Source organism: Bradyrhizobium sp. CCBAU 25360, from assembly GCF_028128695.1.
GTDB classification, from domain to species: domain Bacteria; phylum Pseudomonadota; class Alphaproteobacteria; order Rhizobiales; family Xanthobacteraceae; genus Bradyrhizobium; species Bradyrhizobium ottawaense.
In genome coordinates this window covers 503,823-520,167 of the sequence record NZ_LBJA01000044.1, presented here as the reverse complement: position 1 = coordinate 520,167, position 16,345 = coordinate 503,823, and the positions used below count along the sequence as shown (strand labels likewise).

At 64.9% G+C, this 16,345-nt stretch carries 15 protein-coding genes; 7 read left to right on the top strand and 8 right to left on the bottom strand.

Features of this window, described 5'->3' with window-relative positions; translation table 11 throughout:
* Positions 1-106 precede the first annotated feature (106 nt).
* Complete coding sequence (locus XH81_RS32710; protein WP_018322539.1) at positions 107-262, top strand: Flp family type IVb pilin; 156 nt, start codon at positions 107-109, stop codon at positions 260-262.
* A 273-nt stretch (positions 263-535) separates the two neighbouring features.
* On the opposite strand, the gene XH81_RS32705 is transcribed toward XH81_RS32710, so the two are convergent.
* Positions 536-2,146 (bottom strand): phytoene desaturase family protein, encoded by a 1,611-nt coding sequence (locus XH81_RS32705; protein ID WP_028145516.1) that lies wholly within the window; start codon positions 2,144-2,146, stop codon positions 536-538.
* 227 nt (positions 2,147-2,373) lie between these two features.
* On the opposite strand from XH81_RS32705, the gene XH81_RS32700 reads away from it, so the two are divergent.
* On the top strand, positions 2,374-4,653 hold the full coding sequence (locus XH81_RS32700; RefSeq protein ID WP_028145515.1) for a spermidine synthase: 2,280 nt from the start codon (positions 2,374-2,376) through the stop codon (positions 4,651-4,653).
* 170 nt (positions 4,654-4,823) lie between these two features.
* On the opposite strand, the gene XH81_RS32695 is transcribed toward XH81_RS32700, so the two are convergent.
* Together XH81_RS32695 and XH81_RS32690 are read right to left on the bottom strand one after the other, a co-directional pair.
* Positions 4,824-5,807: a glycerophosphodiester phosphodiesterase gene (locus XH81_RS32695; protein ID WP_028145514.1), complete on the bottom strand. Its 984-nt coding sequence runs from the start codon at positions 5,805-5,807 to the stop codon at positions 4,824-4,826.
* Between the two features lie 67 nt (positions 5,808-5,874).
* Positions 5,875-6,669 (bottom strand): L,D-transpeptidase, encoded by a 795-nt coding sequence (locus XH81_RS32690; protein ID WP_028145513.1) that lies wholly within the window; start codon positions 6,667-6,669, stop codon positions 5,875-5,877.
* 304 nt (positions 6,670-6,973) lie between these two features.
* On the opposite strand from XH81_RS32690, the gene XH81_RS32685 reads away from it, so the two are divergent.
* A complete protein-coding gene (locus tag XH81_RS32685; RefSeq protein ID WP_028145512.1) occupies positions 6,974-7,300 on the top strand; it encodes a hypothetical protein in 327 nt (108 codons plus the stop codon).
* A gap of 7 nt (positions 7,301-7,307) precedes the next feature.
* On the opposite strand, the gene XH81_RS32680 is transcribed toward XH81_RS32685, so the two are convergent.
* Positions 7,308-8,069: an ABC transporter permease gene (locus XH81_RS32680; protein WP_028145511.1), complete on the bottom strand. Its 762-nt coding sequence runs from the start codon at positions 8,067-8,069 to the stop codon at positions 7,308-7,310.
* Positions 8,066-8,989, bottom strand: a complete 924-nt coding sequence (locus XH81_RS32675) for an ABC transporter ATP-binding protein (RefSeq protein ID WP_028145510.1) — start codon at positions 8,987-8,989, stop codon at positions 8,066-8,068. Before XH81_RS32675 ends, XH81_RS32680 begins: the two co-directional genes overlap by 4 nt.
* Positions 8,990-9,279: 290 nt before the next feature.
* On the opposite strand from XH81_RS32675, the gene XH81_RS32670 reads away from it, so the two are divergent.
* Complete coding sequence (locus tag XH81_RS32670; protein ID WP_028145509.1) at positions 9,280-10,002, top strand: hypothetical protein; 723 nt, start codon at positions 9,280-9,282, stop codon at positions 10,000-10,002.
* A gap of 30 nt (positions 10,003-10,032) precedes the next feature.
* Here XH81_RS32670 and XH81_RS32665 read toward each other — a convergent pair whose 3' ends face one another.
* Entirely contained in the window at positions 10,033-11,211 is a 1,179-nt protein-coding gene (locus XH81_RS32665; protein WP_097668403.1) for a cytochrome P450, read from the bottom strand.
* 14 nt (positions 11,212-11,225) lie between these two features.
* Positions 11,226-12,434 (bottom strand): ABC transporter substrate-binding protein, encoded by a 1,209-nt coding sequence (locus XH81_RS32660; RefSeq protein WP_028145507.1) that lies wholly within the window; start codon positions 12,432-12,434, stop codon positions 11,226-11,228.
* A 100-nt stretch (positions 12,435-12,534) separates the two neighbouring features.
* On the opposite strand from XH81_RS32660, the gene XH81_RS32655 reads away from it, so the two are divergent.
* Together XH81_RS32655 and XH81_RS32650 are read left to right on the top strand one after the other, a co-directional pair.
* Positions 12,535-13,026 carry a MarR family winged helix-turn-helix transcriptional regulator gene (locus tag XH81_RS32655; RefSeq protein ID WP_028145506.1) on the top strand — a complete coding sequence of 164 codons (492 nt, stop codon included), beginning with the start codon at positions 12,535-12,537 and terminating at the stop codon, positions 13,024-13,026.
* Between the two features lie 177 nt (positions 13,027-13,203).
* Positions 13,204-14,142 carry a LysM peptidoglycan-binding domain-containing protein gene (locus XH81_RS32650; protein ID WP_028145505.1) on the top strand — a complete coding sequence of 313 codons (939 nt, stop codon included), beginning with the start codon at positions 13,204-13,206 and terminating at the stop codon, positions 14,140-14,142.
* Between the two features lie 54 nt (positions 14,143-14,196).
* On the opposite strand, the gene XH81_RS32645 is transcribed toward XH81_RS32650, so the two are convergent.
* Positions 14,197-15,270, bottom strand: coding sequence for a tartrate dehydrogenase (locus tag XH81_RS32645; RefSeq protein WP_028145504.1), 1,074 nt, complete (start codon positions 15,268-15,270; stop codon positions 14,197-14,199).
* 146 nt (positions 15,271-15,416) lie between these two features.
* Here XH81_RS32645 and XH81_RS32640 point away from each other — a divergent pair, with 146 nt between their 5' ends.
* Positions 15,417-16,334, top strand: coding sequence for a LysR family transcriptional regulator (locus XH81_RS32640; protein WP_028145503.1), 918 nt, complete (start codon positions 15,417-15,419; stop codon positions 16,332-16,334).
* The last annotated feature ends 11 nt before the right edge of the window (positions 16,335-16,345 follow it).

Sequence of the window (16,345 nt, the reverse complement as noted above, 5' to 3'; positions counted from 1 at the left end):
TGCGGTTCCCCGGTTAACCGGGCTGTAGGTTGCGCCCCGTATCTTTGCGGATGTCGAAGCCAACCAACACAGCTTGGAATTGAAACGGAGACGAGTCTTGAAGCGCATGGTTCAAAAGTTCTGGTCGGACGAGTCCGGTGCAACCGCGATCGAGTACGGCCTGATTGCCGCAGGTATCGCTCTGGCGATCATCACCGTGGTGAACAGCCTGGGCGTCACCCTGAACGACAAGTTCACTTCGATTAGCAGCTCCTTGAAGTAATATCCGCCTCCATTTCCCAGCGGGGGCTATTTTTCTTTGAGGCTATTCCTGATCATCGCCCGCGAGGGGATACCCCTGGCGGGCGAGGTCGTTTCCGGACGAGCGTTCTCAGTGCTCTTCACAAATTGTCCACCGCCTGCCGGGACGCCGTCCACCCGCTTGTCCCACGATTGTCCACCGGCTTTCCCCAAGTTCGGTCCCGACGTTCTGGCCCATGTATCCTCTGTCTGACCACAGGCCATTCAGCAGCCAGTCCACAGCTCATCCACAGACCTATCCACGGCTTCCGAACAGCGACCTGTGATCTCTCAAGATCGCCTGCGCGGCGTTATGGCCGGGAGCACCGGTGACGCCGCCGCCGGGGTGGGCGCCGGAGCCGCAATGATAGAGGCCCTTCAACGGCCCGCGATAATCGGCATGGCCAAGCATCGGCCGCGCCGAGAACAACTGGTTCAAGGTCAGCGCGCCATGGAAGATATCGCCGCCGAGGAGGCCGAACTGCCGTTCGAGATCGAGCGGGGACAGGATCTGGCGGCCCAGCACGCTCGCCGCAAAACCAGGCGCGTATTTGTCCACCGTCGCGATCATGAGATCGGCGACCTCGTCGCGATGGTCGTCCCACGACTTTCCATCGGGAAGCTCCGGTGCGACGTGCTGGCAGAACAGGCTGGCGACGTGCTTTCCAGCTGGGGCCAACGTGTCGTCGAGGGTCGAGGGGATCAGCATCTCCACGACTGGTTCCCGGCTCCAGCCCTGCGCCCGCGCATCGAGCCAGGCGCGGTCCATGTAGCCGAGGCTTGGCGCCAGGATGATGCCGGAGCTGAGATGATCGCCCTCGCCGGGCAGCGCCGTGAAGGAGGGCAGGCGGTCCAGCGCAACGTTCATGCGGAAGGTGCCGGAGCCATTCTTCCAGTGCCGGATGCGGCCGAGGAAGTCCGCAGGAAGCGCGTCGGCCGCGACCAGCCGCGTGTAGAGCAGCTTTGGATTGACATTGGCTGCGACATATTTGGCGCGGATGGCCGTGCCGTTCTCCAGCACGACGCCGACGGCGCGGTCGCGCTCGACGATGATCTCGCGGACGCCGGCATCCGTTTCGATCACGACCCCGCGGCCCTGTGCCGCGCGCGCCATCGCCTGCGCGATCGCGCCCATGCCGCCGATGGCGTGACCCCAGACCCCCTTCTTGCCGTTCACCTCGCCGAAGGCGTGATGCAGCATCACATAGGCTGAGCCGGCGGCGTAGGGGCTGGCATAGTTGCCGACGATGGCGTCGAAGCCGAACAGGGCCTTGACCAGATCATGCTCGAAGCGCTCGTCCAGCATCTCGCCGGCCGAGCGGGTGAAGAGATCAAGCAGGCTGCGGCTCTGTTCCAGCGTGAGACCGCGCAGGATGTTGGCCGTCTTCCAGGCGTTGACGCCTTCGCGAACGGCTGCCGCGCCAAAGCCGTCGACGAGGTTCGGCGGCGCGCGGAGCACGAACTGCCGCAGCACGTCGGCGATGTCCTCCAGCTCGCGCGAAAATCCGTCGAGCGCGTCTGCGTCATGCGCGCTCAGCCGCGCGACTGATGCCTTCGTCCGCCCTTCGCCGGTGAGGAGATAGCTGGCATCCGGCGAGGGCAGAAAGTTCTGGGCGCGCCGTTCGACGATACGGAGGCCCTGCTCGGCGAGCTTGAGGTCGCGGATCACTTGCGGATTGAGCAGGCTCACAGTGTAGGCCGCGACCGAATTGCGGAATCCGGGGTGAAACTCCTCCGTGACCGCGGCGCCGCCGACCACCTTGCGGCGCTCGACCACGCGCACGCGCAGGCCTGCGCTCGCGAGATAGGCCGCGCAGGTGAGGCCGTTATGCCCCGCGCCGATGATGAGGACGTCGGTTTCGCTCATGATTCCCTGGTGTCTTTCCGGGGCGCGCGAAGCGCGAACTATGGTGCGGGCTCCGCACCGGAGAATATCGAGGTTCCGGGTTCGATGCTTCGCATCGCCCCGGAACGACATCTCTATATCAAGCATTCCTCGCTGCAACATCACGAGCGCCTTTATTGCCCGTTCAGGCGCCTTGTGCTCCATTGCGCGCGTCCGGCGCCCGCCGGGGAATGTAGGCTGGAGCTTCCATGGATTCGATCGTGCAACCTGCCGCCACGGAGCAGCCGTCGTCCTCGCGCAACCGGTTGCTGCTGACGGTCTACACCGCTGCGATCTTTGTCAGCGCGCTGCTGCTATTCTCGGTGCAGCCGCTGTTCACGAAGATGGTGCTGCCGCGGCTCGGCGGCTCGCCGGCGGTGTGGTCGGTGGCGATGGTGTTCTTCCAGTCGCTGCTGCTGGCGGGCTACGCCTATGCGCATCTGTTGATGCAGGCGAGGAGCCGCGTCGTGCCGGTGGCCGTGCATCTGGTATTGCTGGTGCTGGCCTTCGCCACGCTGCCGCTCGGAATAGCCTCCGCCTATGGCGAGCCGCCCGCTTCGGGCTATGCGTTCTGGCTGCTCGGCCTGTTCGTGGTTTCGATCGGCCTGCCGTTCTTTGCGCTCGCCGCCAACAATCCGCTGCTGCAGGCCTGGTTCGTCCGCACCGGCCATCCCGCTGGGCACGATCCCTACTTCCTCTACGCTTCCTCCAACATCGGCAGCTTCCTCGCGCTGTTGTCCTATCCGTTCCTGCTCGAGCCGATGTTCACGCTGCATGCGCAGAACCGGTTCTGGACCGGTGGCTATGGCCTGTTGATCCTCCTGATCGCCGCCTGCGGGGTGTTGCTGTTGCGCTCGCCGAAGCTCGCAATGGCCGATGCGCGGACCGAGGACGCCAATGCGCCGGCGCCGGATATCGTGACGCGGCTGCGCTGGATCTTCCTGGCCGCGGTGCCTTCGGGTCTGCTCATCGCGGTCACCGCGCACATCTCGACCGACGTCGCCGCGGCGCCGTTGCTATGGGTGCTGCCGCTGTCGCTGTATCTGCTCACCTGGGTCGTGGTGTTCCAGTCGCGGCCGCTGCTGCCGCACAAATGGATGCTGATGCTGCAGCCGGTCGCGATCGCGGGCGTCGTCGTCCTGCTCGCCTTCGGCGGCGAGCAGAATTTGCTGCTGACTCTCGGCGGCCATCAACTCTGCTTCTTCGTCATCGCCATGGCTTGCCACGGCGAGCTGGCGCGGACGCGGCCGGCGGCGAGATATCTCACCGGTTTCTATGTCGCGCTGTCGTTCGGCGGCATGGTCGGCGGTCTCTTTGCTGGCCTCGTTGCTCCCTTCACCTTCTCGTGGATCGCCGAATACCCGATCCTGATCGCGCTTGCCGCGCTGTGCCGGCCGTCCGCGAACGAGCGTCTCGCAGGTGTCGTCAAATGGTACTGGCTGGTGCTTGCCGCGCTCGCGATGGCGCTGGTTGCGCCGTCCTATACCACCGGCGGCCTCCCGACCTGGTTGGAGGATCACCGCGTCTGGGTCGCCGGCGCCGTCGGCGTGCTCGCCGCGCTGCTCGCTCTGGCGCTCAATGCCGGCCGCTGGAAGATCTTCGCCACCGTCGCACTCGCGCTGGCGTTGATCCGCGTCTATCCGGCGGACGAAGGCCGGGTCACGACGGTGCGCAGCTTCTTCGGCGTGCACAAGATCGTGGTGACGCCCGGCGGCTATTTCCACGTGCTGATGCACGGCACCACCATCCACGGCGCCGAGCGCTTCCGCAACAATGACGGCACGCCGGTCACCGGCCGGCCGGAGCCGATCACCTATTATCACAAGGACGGCGGCATCGGTCAGGCCGTCAGCGCGATCCGCGAGCGCAAGGGCGCGCCGCTCAAGGTCGCCGCGATCGGCGTCGGATCGGGCACGCTCGCCTGCGCCGCCGAACCTGGCGAGGACTGGAAATTTTTCGAGATCGACCAGTCGATGGTGGATGCCGCGCGTGACCCCAAAAATTTCCGCTACATCTCGAGTTGTCTGCCGGACATGAAGCCGGTGATCGGCGATGCGCGCCTCACCTTCGCAAAGGAGCCCGACGGAGCCTACGACCTCATCATCGTCGATGCCTATTCGTCGGATGCGATCCCGATTCATCTCGCCACCGAAGAGGCGATGAAGATCTACAAGGACAAGCTCGCGCCGAACGGGGCTGTGGTGATGCACGTCTCCAACCGGCATCTCGATCTCGAGACCGTCGTGGTCGGCATCGCGGACGCCAACGATCTCAAGAGCTGGGTCTTCAACGAGGATTCCGGGCGTGATGGCGACTACATCTTCTCGACCGACGTCGTCATCTCCGCGCGCGAGGAGGCCGACGTCGGTCGGCTCGCGTCCTCCAAGGTCTGGGAGCAGACCGAAGCCGACGACAGGGTACGGGTCTGGACCGACGACTATTCCAACATCCTGGGCGCCCTGTACCGGCGTTTGAAGAATGGAGAGTAGGGCGGCACCCGTCTCCATCCCCGGACGCAGCGCAGCGCTTCCCTGGCGATGCGAAGCATCGTCCAGTTCAGCGGTGCGCTGCAGAGCCGGGGCTGATGGCGCGGCGCTCTGGGTCCCGGCTCTGCGGAGCAGCGTTGCATGCTGACCGCGTCCGGACACGAGACCGACGGTTACGGCGCGATCGGCGTCCCCGCCGGCAGCACAATGCCCTTCTCGCCGGCGACCTCGCGCAGCAGATCGGGCCTGTCGGAAATGATCCCGTCGACGCCGAGCTCCATCATCCGCGCCATGTCTTCGCGCTTGTTGACCGTCCACACCACGACGCGTAATCCGAGCTCGTGGGCTTCCGCGACCAGCGCGGAGGTCACATCGCCGAAATAGGGCGACCAGACTGCGCCGCCCGCCGCCTTGATCGTCCGTGGCAGCGAGCTGACGTGATCGGCCGGGCTGAAGCCTGCCGTCCAGTTGGTGGCTTTGTCCAGCACGACTGTCTGGCCTGTGCCGCGCTGGAGCGTCAGGTACACCGTCGGTATCTTCGGCGCCTGCTGCTGGACGAGCTGCAGGGTCCTCCAGTCGAAGGATTGGATCATGACCCTATCGGAAAACGTTTCGGCGTCGATCAATCCCAGCAGCTTCGCGACAAAGGCCTGCGGATCGAGCGTTTCGTCCGGATGGTTCGGATCGATCTTGGTCTCGATGTTAAGGCGCACACGCGAGTTGCCGGATTTCCGCACCAGCGCGAACAGCTCGCTCAGGGTGGGAATGCGTGTCCCCGGCACGGCGCGCTGGTCGGGGAATTGTTTCGCATAGGCACTGTCCGGTCGGATCTGGCCGACGTCATAGGTCCTGACCTCGTCCAGCCGCAGTTTTACGAACGGCGTGCCGGGCGGAGCAATGTAAGTCCTGCCAGCACTGCGCGCGAGATCCGGATTGAGCCCGCGCTCATGCGAGACGACGACTTCGCTGTCAGCGGTCACGCCGACGTCGAGCTCCAGCGTGTCCACGCCCATCGAGAGCGCGTTGGCGAAGGCCGGCAGGGTGTTTTCCGGCAACAGCGCTCGCCCGCCGCGATGCGCCTCGATATCAAAGGCCATGACCCGCCCCGTTATCAGAACTGAGAGCACAGTCAGAATGGTCGTGGCACGTGACGGCATGGTGCCTCGAATAGCTATCCTGTTGTTCGCGCTGACGACTGACGACGGTGACGGAGCTGCGGCCGCGTCAGTTCTGGTAGTAATAGCCGCGCGGCTGGTAAACCTGCCGCGGCTGCGGTTGATAGTAATAGCCCTGCTGGCCGGAGCCTTGGTCGTAATAGGGACGCGGCTGCTGCTGGTAAACCTGCGCATCATAGAGCGGGCGTGTGCCGCGCGGTGCCGGATACCGTGCGCCGGTGTCGCTGCCGTCGGCCGGATAGATGTAATTGTCGTCCTGCGGCATGTAGCGGCGGGCGGGCTGCGCCGGCGGCGTCAGATTCACGGGATCGCCCGTGGTCGCGTACTGCTCTTCGGCTGGCTGCTGCGGCGCGCGGGCGACGGCATTGTTGGTGCGGCCGCGCGGATTGCGCGCCAGCGCCACCTGCGCCGAGCCGGTCAGCGTCACCGTGGTGTTGAGCACGCCCTGCTGCTGCACCAGCGCATAGAGTGTCGAGGCATTCTGGCGCGACAGCCGCACGCAGCCGTGGGACGCCGGCGAGCCGAGACGGCCGACCGAGTCGGTGCCATGGATGGCGTGGCCGACCTTGGTGAAGAAGATCGCGTGCGGCATCGGCGCGTCGTCGAATTCCTTGGAGTAGTGATCCTCTTCCATCCGGAAGGTGCGGAACGCGCCGTTAGGCGTTTCGCGCGAGGGGATGCCGGTCGACACCGGCCAGTGGTAGCGCGCGACGCCGTCGACCGCGACGGTCATCTGCTGATTGTCCTTGTCGACGGTGATCTCGACCTTGGCCTGCGCGCTGCCTGCGCTCAAAAGCATCAGTGAGGTGAAAGCGATAAAAAATGAACGCATCTGGAAACGCATTTGAATCCTGGCCTCCGGCCTGTTCACGCTAGGCGCCGCGGCTCTCCGTCCCCGACGTGCAATATGCCTGCAATCCGGCTTTCGTTCCAGCGGCCTGCCCGCCCATCGTTAACGCGGCGCCGGGCGTAAGCAAGGCCGCTTTGTGCCGCGCCGCGCGCGGTGGCGCTGACATTTTCGCGAGCGGCGCGCCGTTCATAACGCCGACAATTCGTCACAAAGGCGCAACCATTTGGCCGCCCGGTGCGTTGACGATCACCTGCCTCGACAGGCGGCGCTCGCCGCCATTCACCGTTTGGGATCGAAGATGAACAAAGCCCGCATCGCCGCCGCGCCGTCGCCGGCCGGTTTAGCCTTCCGCCTGGTGTTCGCAGCCGCCGCCATCCTGCTCGCGCTGTTGTCGCTGCCGCAGGCCGGCCACGCCCAGGGCATCGTCCGCGGCGCCCAGGAAGGCTCTTACGAGGGCAACCGGATTGCCGGCCCCGTGGGCGGTGCGGTCGGTGGCGTCGTCGGTGCCGGTGTCGGCGGCGCCGTTGGTGCGGTCGAGGGTGTGCTCGGCATTCCTCATCGTCACTACCGTCACCGCTGCCACGGCTATTACGACGGCTATCACCGCTTCCATTGCTATCGGTGAGGTCGCGTCAATTCTTCAGCCGATACCCCGTCCGAAAAATCCACCAGATCACGACGAGACAGATCACCAGGAACGCCGTCGTCATGCCGACGCTGACGGACATGCTGACGTCCGCGATCTCGTAAAAGCTCCAGCGGAAGCCGGAGATCAGATAGACGACCGGGTTGAGCATCGCCACCGTGCGCCAGGTGGGCGGCAGCATGTCGATGGAATAGAAGCTGCCGCCGAGGAAGGTCAACGGCGTCACCACCAGCATCGGGATCATCTGCAGCTTCTCGAAGCCGTCGGCCCAGATGCCGATGATGAAGCCGAACAGGCTGAACGTCACTGCCGTCAGCACCAGGAAGGCCAGCATCCAGATCGGATGGTGGATATGCAGCGGCACGAATAATCCGGCGGTCGCCAGGATGATCAGGCCCAAGATGATCGACTTGGTCGCGGCGGCGCCGACATAGCCGAGCACGATCTCGAAATAGGAGATCGGTGCCGACAGGATCTCGTAGATCGTGCCGGTGAATTTCGGGAAGTAGATGCCGAACGAGGCGTTGGCGATGCTCTGGGTCAGCACCGAAAGCATGATCAGGCCCGGCACGATGAAGGTGCCGTAGCTGACGCCCTCGACCTGGCTGATGCGAGAGCCGATCGCGGCGCCGAACACCACGAAATAGAGCGAAGTGGAGACCACAGGCGAGACGATGCTTTGCAGCAGCGTGCGCCAGGTGCGCGCCATTTCGAACAGATAGATGGCGCGGATGGCGCGGTGGTTCATGACGTCCTCACGAGATCGACGAAGATGTCCTCGAGCGACGATTGCGTCGTGTCGAGATCGTTGAAGCGGATGCCGGCGGTGCGGAGATCGCCGAGCAGGCTGGTGATGCCGGTGCGCTCGCCCTTGGTATCGTAATCGTAGACCAGCGTCGCGCCGGCATCGCAGAGCTCCAGCTCGTAATGCCCAAGGCTCTCCGGCAGCGCGTCGAGCTTGCCCTGTAGATGCAGCGTCAGCCGCTTCTTGCCGAGCTTCTGCATCAACGTCGCCTTGTCCTCGATCAGCACGATCTCGCCCTTGTTGATGACGCCGATGCGGTCGGCCATCTCCTCGGCTTCCTCGATGTAATGCGTGGTGAGGATGATGGTGACGCCGGACTGCTGGAGGGTGCGCACCACTTCCCACATGCCCTTGCGCAGCTCGACGTCGACGCCGGCAGTGGGCTCGTCCAGGAACAGGATCTGCGGCTCGTGCGATAGCGCTTTGGCGATCATCACGCGACGCTTCATGCCGCCGGAGAGCGTGATGATCTTGTTGTCCTTCTTGTCCCACAGCGAGAGGTCCTTCAGCACCTTCTCGATATGATCAGGATTCTTGGGCTTGCCGAACAGGCCGCGGGAGAAGCTCACGGTCGCCCACACGCTCTCGAAGGCGTCGGTGTGCAATTCCTGGGGCACGAGGCCGATCAGCGAGCGCGCCTTGCGGTATGAGGTCTGGATGTTCTCGCCGCCGACCAGAACCTTGCCTTCACTGGGGTTGGCGATGCCGCAGATGATCGAGATCAGCGTGGTCTTGCCGGCACCGTTCGGGCCGAGCAGCGCAAAAATCTCGCCCCGCTTGATGTCGAGATTGATGTTCTTGAGCGCCTTGAAGCCGGACCCATAGGTCTTCGACAGGTTGGCGACGGAGATGATGGAGGACATGGATGGCCGTCAGGCTGAGGGGGCAAAGGCTGGGGAGGGAGGCTGGAACCTGCCGGGAAGGGCGGGTCAGCGGAGCCCTGAGATAAGAACGCCTTTGCCGGGTCGCAATTGGCGAGAGAAAAATGGTCTCAAAACAGGCCCTTCGGTGGCAGGTTTCGGGCAGGTGTTGCGCGATGGTCACGGGCTGTGGCTAAGATTGCCATTCACGCGGCTCTTTGTTGCGTCTGCGAGCAGGCCATGGCTACGATTCCGACCAATCGCAAAGCGTATTGTCCCCAGGGAAAAGATCGATGAGACCGAACGGCCGTCACACCGCCGGCGTCAGCCAGTTGTCCGCCCTCCGTGTATGGGCGGTGGGCCTGCTCCTGCTGTCAGCTGTTGCCATCAGCCCGACCACGGCCCGGGCGGCCCCGAGCCAGGCCCAGGTCGCGACCACGCATGTCTATCTGCTCCGCGGCGTGCTCAACATCTTCTCGCTCGGCCTCGACACGATCGGCGCCCGTCTCCAGGCGCAGGGCATCCCGGTGACGGTCGCCAACTTCGTCTCCTGGTCCTCGCTCGCCGATGAAGCCGCAACCGCCTACAAGGCCGGCCGGCTCAAGACCATCGTCCTGGTCGGCCATTCCTCCGGCGCGACCGCGCTGCCCGACATGATCGCGAAACTCAACCGGCTGGGCGTGCCCGTGAAGCTGGCGATCGGCCTCGATTCCGTGTTCAAGACCAAGCTCTCGACCGGCGCGGAGCGTTACATCAACATCTATATCGGCGACGGCCCCGGTGAGCCGGTCAAGCGTGCCGACGGTTTCCGCGGCAAGCTCGACAATGTCGACGTGCGCGGCACCGGCGTCGGCCATATCTCGATCGACAAGAACGAGGCGATCCAGCGCCGCGTCATCGCCGAGATCGACGCCGCCATCATGCGCTCGCGCGCGCCGGCGGCGGTCCCGATCGCCGAACCCGGCGCACCGCGGCAGGCGCGCTCGGCGGCCGCAACGGCGCCGGCAAGGAACTGAGCCGTCGCATCCTCCCCCGCGTGATGCCGCCTAAGCGGGCGTCACGCGGACCGGCATGCTCTCCAGCCCGCGCAGGGAATTGTTGAGCCTGCGTTTCGGCTCCGCCGTGAGCTCGATGGTCTTCACGCGCCTCGCAAGCTCGCTGAAGATCAATTCGCCTTCCAGACGCGCGATCATCTGACCGACGCAGGCGTGGATGCCTGCGCCGAAGCCGACATGGCCGGTCGCGGTCCGTTCGACCTCGAAGCGATCGGCTCCGTCCCATCGGGCCGGATCGCGGTTGGCGGAGGCCATGAACAGCAGCACCTTGCGGTGTGCCGGGATCACGCCGCCGCCGATCTCGACGTCGCGCGAGGTGGTTCGAAAGAACGTCTGCACCGGTGAATCGTAGCGCAGGCCTTCCTCGAAAGCGTTGCGCGCCAACTCCGGCCTGTGGTGGAGCTTGCGGTATTCATCCGGATGGGTGGCGAGCGCGAGCAGGGTGTTGCCGATGCCGTTGACGGTGGTGTCGATCCCCGCCGTGAGGAACGGCCGCACCAGATGCGTCGCCTCGTGCTCGGTAATCTCGCCGTCGTCGGCTGCCTGGTAGATCATCATGCCGAGGCTGTCGGGCCGCAACGCATCTCGTGCGCAGCAGTCCATGATCCAGCTCTGGGCGGCGAGGCCTTCCTTGCGTGAAGCCGCTAGCATCTCGTTCTCGGGGCCAAAGCTGTCGAACACGAATGTGCTCCAGGCCAGCAGCTTCTCGCGGCCGTCCGCCCGGATGCCGATCGCATCCGGAAACACCTTCATCGGATAGGCTTCGGCAAGATCGGTGACGGCATCGAACGTGCCTTTGTCGATCAGCTCCGTGACCTTCTTCTCCGCCTCCTGCTGAAACGTCTCGCGCAGCTTCCTCGCGACGCCCGGAGACAGCGTGCGGCCGAGGACCCGCCGGCCCTTGTCGTGATCGGGCGGATCGATCTGGAGCGTCAGCGGCTTTGGCAGCGCAGGGTTCATCCCGTTGAGCCCGACGCCCTCGCCACTGATGAACGTCTTCCAGTCCTTCAAGGCCGGCTCGACCTCGCCATAGCCCGCCATCGCCCACACGCCGTAACGCTCCAGCGCGAACACGGGCCCGAGCGCGCGTAGCGCTTCATAGGCAGGATAGGGGTTCAACAGGAAGTCAGGCGCAAACGGGTCGACCTGACTGGAGGCGATGCCGCTCATGGTCAGCTCCGCGTCTATGGTTTGCTGAGCGGGCACTGGCCATCGCTCTCCGAGCGGAACGCGTCCTCGCCCTTGATGGTGGCGACGACCTTCAGCAGATCCCACGCCGAGGTCGATTCCTCGGGCGACTTGACCTGCAACAGGTAGAGCGGGTGGATCTTGCGTCCGTCCTTGCGGATATAGCCCTTGCCGAACAGAACATCGTCGGTCGGCATCTCCTTCATCGCGGCGACGACGGCCTTGCCATCCTTGGCGCCTCCGACCTTGTCGACCGCTTTGAGATAGTGAATGACCGAGGCATAGACGCCGGCCTGCATGTCGTTCGGATAGGCCTTCGAAGGAATCCGTTCGGCGAAGCGTTTTGCGAAGGCCCGCGTGCCGTCGTTCAGATCCCAGTAGAACGGGTTCATGATCTGCGCGCCTTGCGCAAACTTCAGGCCCAGTGCGGGAAGCCCGTTCATGCCGAGGATCAATCCGACCAGCTTGTGGTCCTTGGTCAGTCCGAACTCGGCGGCCTGCTTCATCGACGTGATGGTGTCGTCACCGGCATTGGCGAAGCCGACGACGTTCGCGCCCGACGCCTGGGCCTGTAGCAGGAAAGAGGCGTAATCGGCCGTTCCCAAGGGATGCCGTACGCTGCCGAGCACCTCGCCACCGGCCGCTTTCACGGCCTCCGCAGCCTGCTTTTCCAGATCATGACCGAAGGCGTAGTCGGCGGTGATGAAGAACCATTTCTTGCCGCCCTGCTGGACGATCGCCTTGCCGAGACCGCGGCCGTAAGAATAGGTGTCGTAGGTCCAGTGCACGGTGTTCGGCGTGCATTTCTCGCCGGTCAGCAGCACTGTTCCGGCGCCCGATCCGACGAAGACCTTGTTCTTCTCGGCGCTCATGCCGGCCACCGCAAGCGCGATCGACGAGTTCGGGAGGTCGAAGATCGCATCGACGCTGTCGTTCTCGTACCAGCGCCGCGCGATGCCGATCCCGATGTCGGTCTTGTTCTGGTGGTCGGCCGCGACGACCTCGACCGGCTTGCCGGCGGCCTTTCCGCCAAAATCCTCGACGGCCATTTTGGCGGCAACGACCGAGCCGATGCCCTGGTAGCTCGCGAACGGACCCGACTGGTCGTTCAGGATGCCGATCTTCACGACGTCCTGGGCCAACGCCGGCGCCGTGGCGAGCGTTGCGGCCAAAATGCACAATTTGTGCAGGAATTTGCTGTTCATTGTGTCCCTCCCATAGGCGGTCTTGGTGCCGCTGAATAATAGTTATATTTTATAGCTATTTTTGAGAGTGTCAATTCGACCGTCCCTGAGATTGAGAATCATGAGCCCGAAGCCTCTAAGCGGAGCCAAATCCGCTCCGCAAAAGTCCGCTCAGCAGACGGAGAAATCGCTGGACCTGCGCGCGCTCCAGCGCACCCCCGGCTTCATGCTGCGCCTGGCGCAGCTGAAATTCTTCGAGGGCTTCTACGAGGAGTTCGCCGCCTTGGGCCTGACGCCCGCGACCTATGCGATCTTCGCCGTCATTCGCGACAATCCCGGCGTGCCGCCGAGCAGCCTCGCCGGCCTGCTGCGGCTGCGGCTGCCGAACCTGATCAAGATCCTGAACGAGCTGGAATCATCCGGCTTCATCAAGCGCAACCGCTCGAAGTCCGATCGCCGCGCCGTCGAGCTCATGCTGACGCCGAAGGGCGCAAAGCTCATTGCGGAGGGTGCAAGGCTGACGGAGCCCTATAATCGGAAGATGCTGGCGCCGCTCAGCGAGGCCGAGCAGCGCACGCTGCTCGAATTGTTGAACCGGATGCTGCCATTTTAGCCGTTCGCGCGCGAGGACTGGGGCCAATCGTCGCAAAGTCCGGTCGCGCCGCCAGGCGTGCGGTGAGAGTTCGCACTCGGAGGAGATAGCCGGTTCCGTGCCCCAAATTCCACCCAATCGGCCGTCACTAAGCCGGCGGGGGAGGTGATCGCCTCCCGTCGTGGGACTGCTGGATTGATGATTGATTTGAGGCGACTAGTCGCGCTGGCAGCCGTTGCGCTGCTCGCCCTGAGCCCCGGCATGGCCGCCGCCTCTCCTGCCAAGTCCAAGGCCACCGCGGCCGCACCCGCCGCACCCGCCGCGCCGCCGTTCGAGCCGTTGCCGCCCCCGAACGTCTATCTGTTCCGCGGCGCCATGGGCCCGATCTTCTCGACCGGCATGGACCGGCTCGGCGAGAAGCTGACACAGGCCGGCTTTTCCGCCGATGTCTACGAATTCACCCTCTGCCGGTTCATCGGCAACCGCGTCATCGCCAGCTACAAGGAGAAGGCGGCGCCGATCGTGCTGATCGGGCACTCCATGGGTGGTCTGTGCTCGATCGTCATCTCCGAGATGGCGGCCAAGGAGAGCATCCCGATCAGCCTCGTCATCGCCATCGATCCCGCGCATGCGACCGGCGACGTGCCGCTCAATGTCGAGCGCTTCATCAACATCTTCCTGTCCGACAGCGTGCTCGGCGGCGGCGACGTCGTCGCGGTCCCCGGCTTTCGGGGCCATTATGCGAGCTACGACTTGAAGGAAAACAGCCGCGTCTCGCACATCAACATCGAGAAATCCGACGACATCCATCGCCAGATCGTCGAGATGGTGACCCAGCTGCCGCGCATTCCGCCGCAGACCCAGGCCGGTGCCGTGCCGCTGCGTTATCTGGTGCCTGCGGATACGCTGGTCGAATTGTGGGATAGTGGCGTCCGGGTGCCGGTGCGGCGCGGCGACACCATGGAGAGCATCGCCGCCGCCAATCGCGTGCCGCTGTGGACGCTCGCGCAGAGCAACTCGCTTGCAGAGAACGCGCAGCTCACGCCCGGACAGACCATCATCGTGCCGCGCCATCTGGCACCGCCGGAGCCGGCCGCCGCGATGGCGACGCCGGCTCCTCCGGCGGGGCGGAGGTAGTTAATTCACACCCGTCATGCCCGGGACAAGCCCGGCCATGACGTCGAGGGGCGATCACACATTCGAGCCGTTGATCGCGTCGATCACGGCATCGGTCACTTCCTTTGTCGTCGCCTTGCCGCCGACATCCGGCGTCAGCACGCCCGCTGCGCAGACGCGCTCGACCGCCGCCATCAGCCTTGAAGCGGCGTCCTTCTCGCCGAGATGCTCGAGCATCTGCGCGCCGGTCCAGAAGGTCGCGACCGGATTGGCGATGCCCTTGCCGGTGATGTCGAAGGCCGAGCCGTGAATCGGCTCGAACATCGAGGGGAAGCGGCGCTGCGGATCGATGTTGCCGGTGGGCGCCACGCCGAGGCTGCCGGCCAGCGCGCCGGCGAGGTCAGACAGGATGTCGGCATGGAGATTGGTCGCGACGATGGTGTCGAGGCTTTTCGGATGCAGCGTCATGCGCACCGTCATGGCATCGACCAGCATCTTGTCCCAGGTCACGTCGGGGAATTCGGTCGCGACCTCGGCCGCGATCTCGTCCCACATCACCATGCCGTGGCGCTGCGCGTTCGACTTGGTCACGACGGTCAGGAATTTGCGCGGGCGCGACTGTGCGAGCTGGAACGCATAGCGCATGATGCGGGTGACGCCGACGCGGGTGAAGATCGCGACCTCGGTGCCGACCTCTTCCGGCAGGCCCTTGTGGGCGCGGCCGCCCATGCCGGCATATTCGCCTTCCGAGTTCTCGCGCACGATCACCCAGTCGAGATCGCCGACACCGACATTGCGCAGCGGCGAGGCGACGCCGGGCAAGATCTTGGTCGGCCGCACATTGGCATATTGGTCAAAGCCCTGGCAGATCGGCAGGCGCAGGCCCCACAGCGTGATGTGGTCGGGCACATCAGGTGCGCCGACCGCACCGAAATAGATCGCGTCGAACTTCTTCAACTCGGTGAGGCCGTCGGCCGGCATCATCACGCCGTGCTTCTTGTAATAGTCCGAACCCCAGTCGAACGTCCTGACGCTGAAGGCGAGGTCGCCGCTGCGTTTTGCCAGCGCCTCCAGCACGCGGATCCCGGCCGAGATCACCTCGGGGCCGATGCCGTCGGCGGGAATGGCTGCGATCGAATGAGTGCGCATGAGAATGCTCCGTGTGAGAGATCGCGCCGGCATATCCGGCTGTCTGCGTCGCCAGCGAATCTAGACGGCAGTGCAGGGCGGACTCAATTGGCGCTGGTTTATACAAAAAAATGATATAATCCTCGCGAGGCGAGAGGATTTGCGGAATGGAATTGCATCAGCTCCGGTGCTTCGTGGCGGCGGCCGAGCAGCTGCATTTCGGCCGGGCGGCGCAGCAGCTCCAGATGCTGCCTTCCGCGCTTGGCCGCCAGATCAGGCTGCTGGAGGAGGATCTGGGCACGCGGCTGTTCGCGCGGACGACGCGTGCAGTGTCGCTCACCGAGGACGGCGCGACGCTGCTGCGCGATGCCCGCGCTATCCTCGCCAAGGTCGAGGCGGTCGAGAGCAATCTGCGCAACCGCTCCCGGGCGGGGACTGCGCGGCGGCTCCGGATCGGCGCCATCGACAGCGCAGCCGCCGGGTTGCTGCCGCCGCTCTTGCGCGACTTCCGCGCCAAGCATCCTGACATCGCGGTGCAGCTGCTCGAGGACAAGACCATCCGGTTGCTGCCGAAGATCCTGACCGGCGCGCTGGATCTCGCCTTCGTTCGCCGGCCCGATCGTGTGGACAAGCGGCTCGAATTCCGCGATCTGCTCCAGGAGACCGCGATCGTGGCGTTCCCGCAGCGCCACGCGCTGGCCGCGCGCAAGTCGATCACGCTGGCCGACATCGCCGACGAGGCGATGCTGGTGCCGGACCGCCGTTCGCGGCCGCACAGCCATGACCTCACGATCAAGCTGTTCGAGCAGGCAGGCCTGACGCCGCGCATCGTGCAGGTCGCCGACGAGAAACAGACCATCATCAACCTGGTGGCCACGAAGCTCGGAGTTGCGATCGTGCCGCGCTGGACGGCGCGCATGGCGGTCACGGGCGTGCGCTTCGTGCCGCTGCGGCCAAGGCAGAGCGGGCCGGTCGGCCGGCTGCCGCTCGCCGCCGCGTGGTTGCGCGGCTCGCGCGATCCGGCCCGCGATGCCATGCTGGCGGTGCTCGAGGCGCGCCTGCGCAGCTATGCGCGGGAGGCGTGAGGGGCTATGAC

Bases quoted from the DNA above. Each gene is read 5' to 3' on its own strand.
- XH81_RS32710 (WP_018322539.1), top strand. From the start codon at position 107: ATGGTTCAAAAGTTCTGGTCGGACGAGTCCGGTGCAACCGCGATCGAG.
- XH81_RS32705 (WP_028145516.1), bottom strand. From the start codon at position 2,146: ATGAGCGAAACCGACGTCCTCATCATCGGCGCGGGGCATAACGGCCTC.
- XH81_RS32700 (WP_028145515.1), top strand. From the start codon at position 2,374: ATGGATTCGATCGTGCAACCTGCCGCCACGGAGCAGCCGTCGTCCTCG.
- XH81_RS32695 (WP_028145514.1), bottom strand. From the start codon at position 5,807: ATGCCGTCACGTGCCACGACCATTCTGACTGTGCTCTCAGTTCTGATA.
- XH81_RS32690 (WP_028145513.1), bottom strand. From the start codon at position 6,669: ATGCGTTTCCAGATGCGTTCATTTTTTATCGCTTTCACCTCACTGATG.
- XH81_RS32685 (WP_028145512.1), top strand. From the start codon at position 6,974: ATGAACAAAGCCCGCATCGCCGCCGCGCCGTCGCCGGCCGGTTTAGCC.
- XH81_RS32680 (WP_028145511.1), bottom strand. From the start codon at position 8,069: ATGAACCACCGCGCCATCCGCGCCATCTATCTGTTCGAAATGGCGCGC.
- XH81_RS32675 (WP_028145510.1), bottom strand. From the start codon at position 8,989: ATGTCCTCCATCATCTCCGTCGCCAACCTGTCGAAGACCTATGGGTCC.
- XH81_RS32670 (WP_028145509.1), top strand. From the start codon at position 9,280: ATGAGACCGAACGGCCGTCACACCGCCGGCGTCAGCCAGTTGTCCGCC.
- XH81_RS32665 (WP_097668403.1), bottom strand. From the start codon at position 11,211: ATGAGCGGCATCGCCTCCAGTCAGGTCGACCCGTTTGCGCCTGACTTC.
- XH81_RS32660 (WP_028145507.1), bottom strand. From the start codon at position 12,434: ATGAACAGCAAATTCCTGCACAAATTGTGCATTTTGGCCGCAACGCTC.
- XH81_RS32655 (WP_028145506.1), top strand. From the start codon at position 12,535: ATGAGCCCGAAGCCTCTAAGCGGAGCCAAATCCGCTCCGCAAAAGTCC.
- XH81_RS32650 (WP_028145505.1), top strand. From the start codon at position 13,204: ATGATTGATTTGAGGCGACTAGTCGCGCTGGCAGCCGTTGCGCTGCTC.
- XH81_RS32645 (WP_028145504.1), bottom strand. From the start codon at position 15,270: ATGCGCACTCATTCGATCGCAGCCATTCCCGCCGACGGCATCGGCCCC.
- XH81_RS32640 (WP_028145503.1), top strand. From the start codon at position 15,417: ATGGAATTGCATCAGCTCCGGTGCTTCGTGGCGGCGGCCGAGCAGCTG.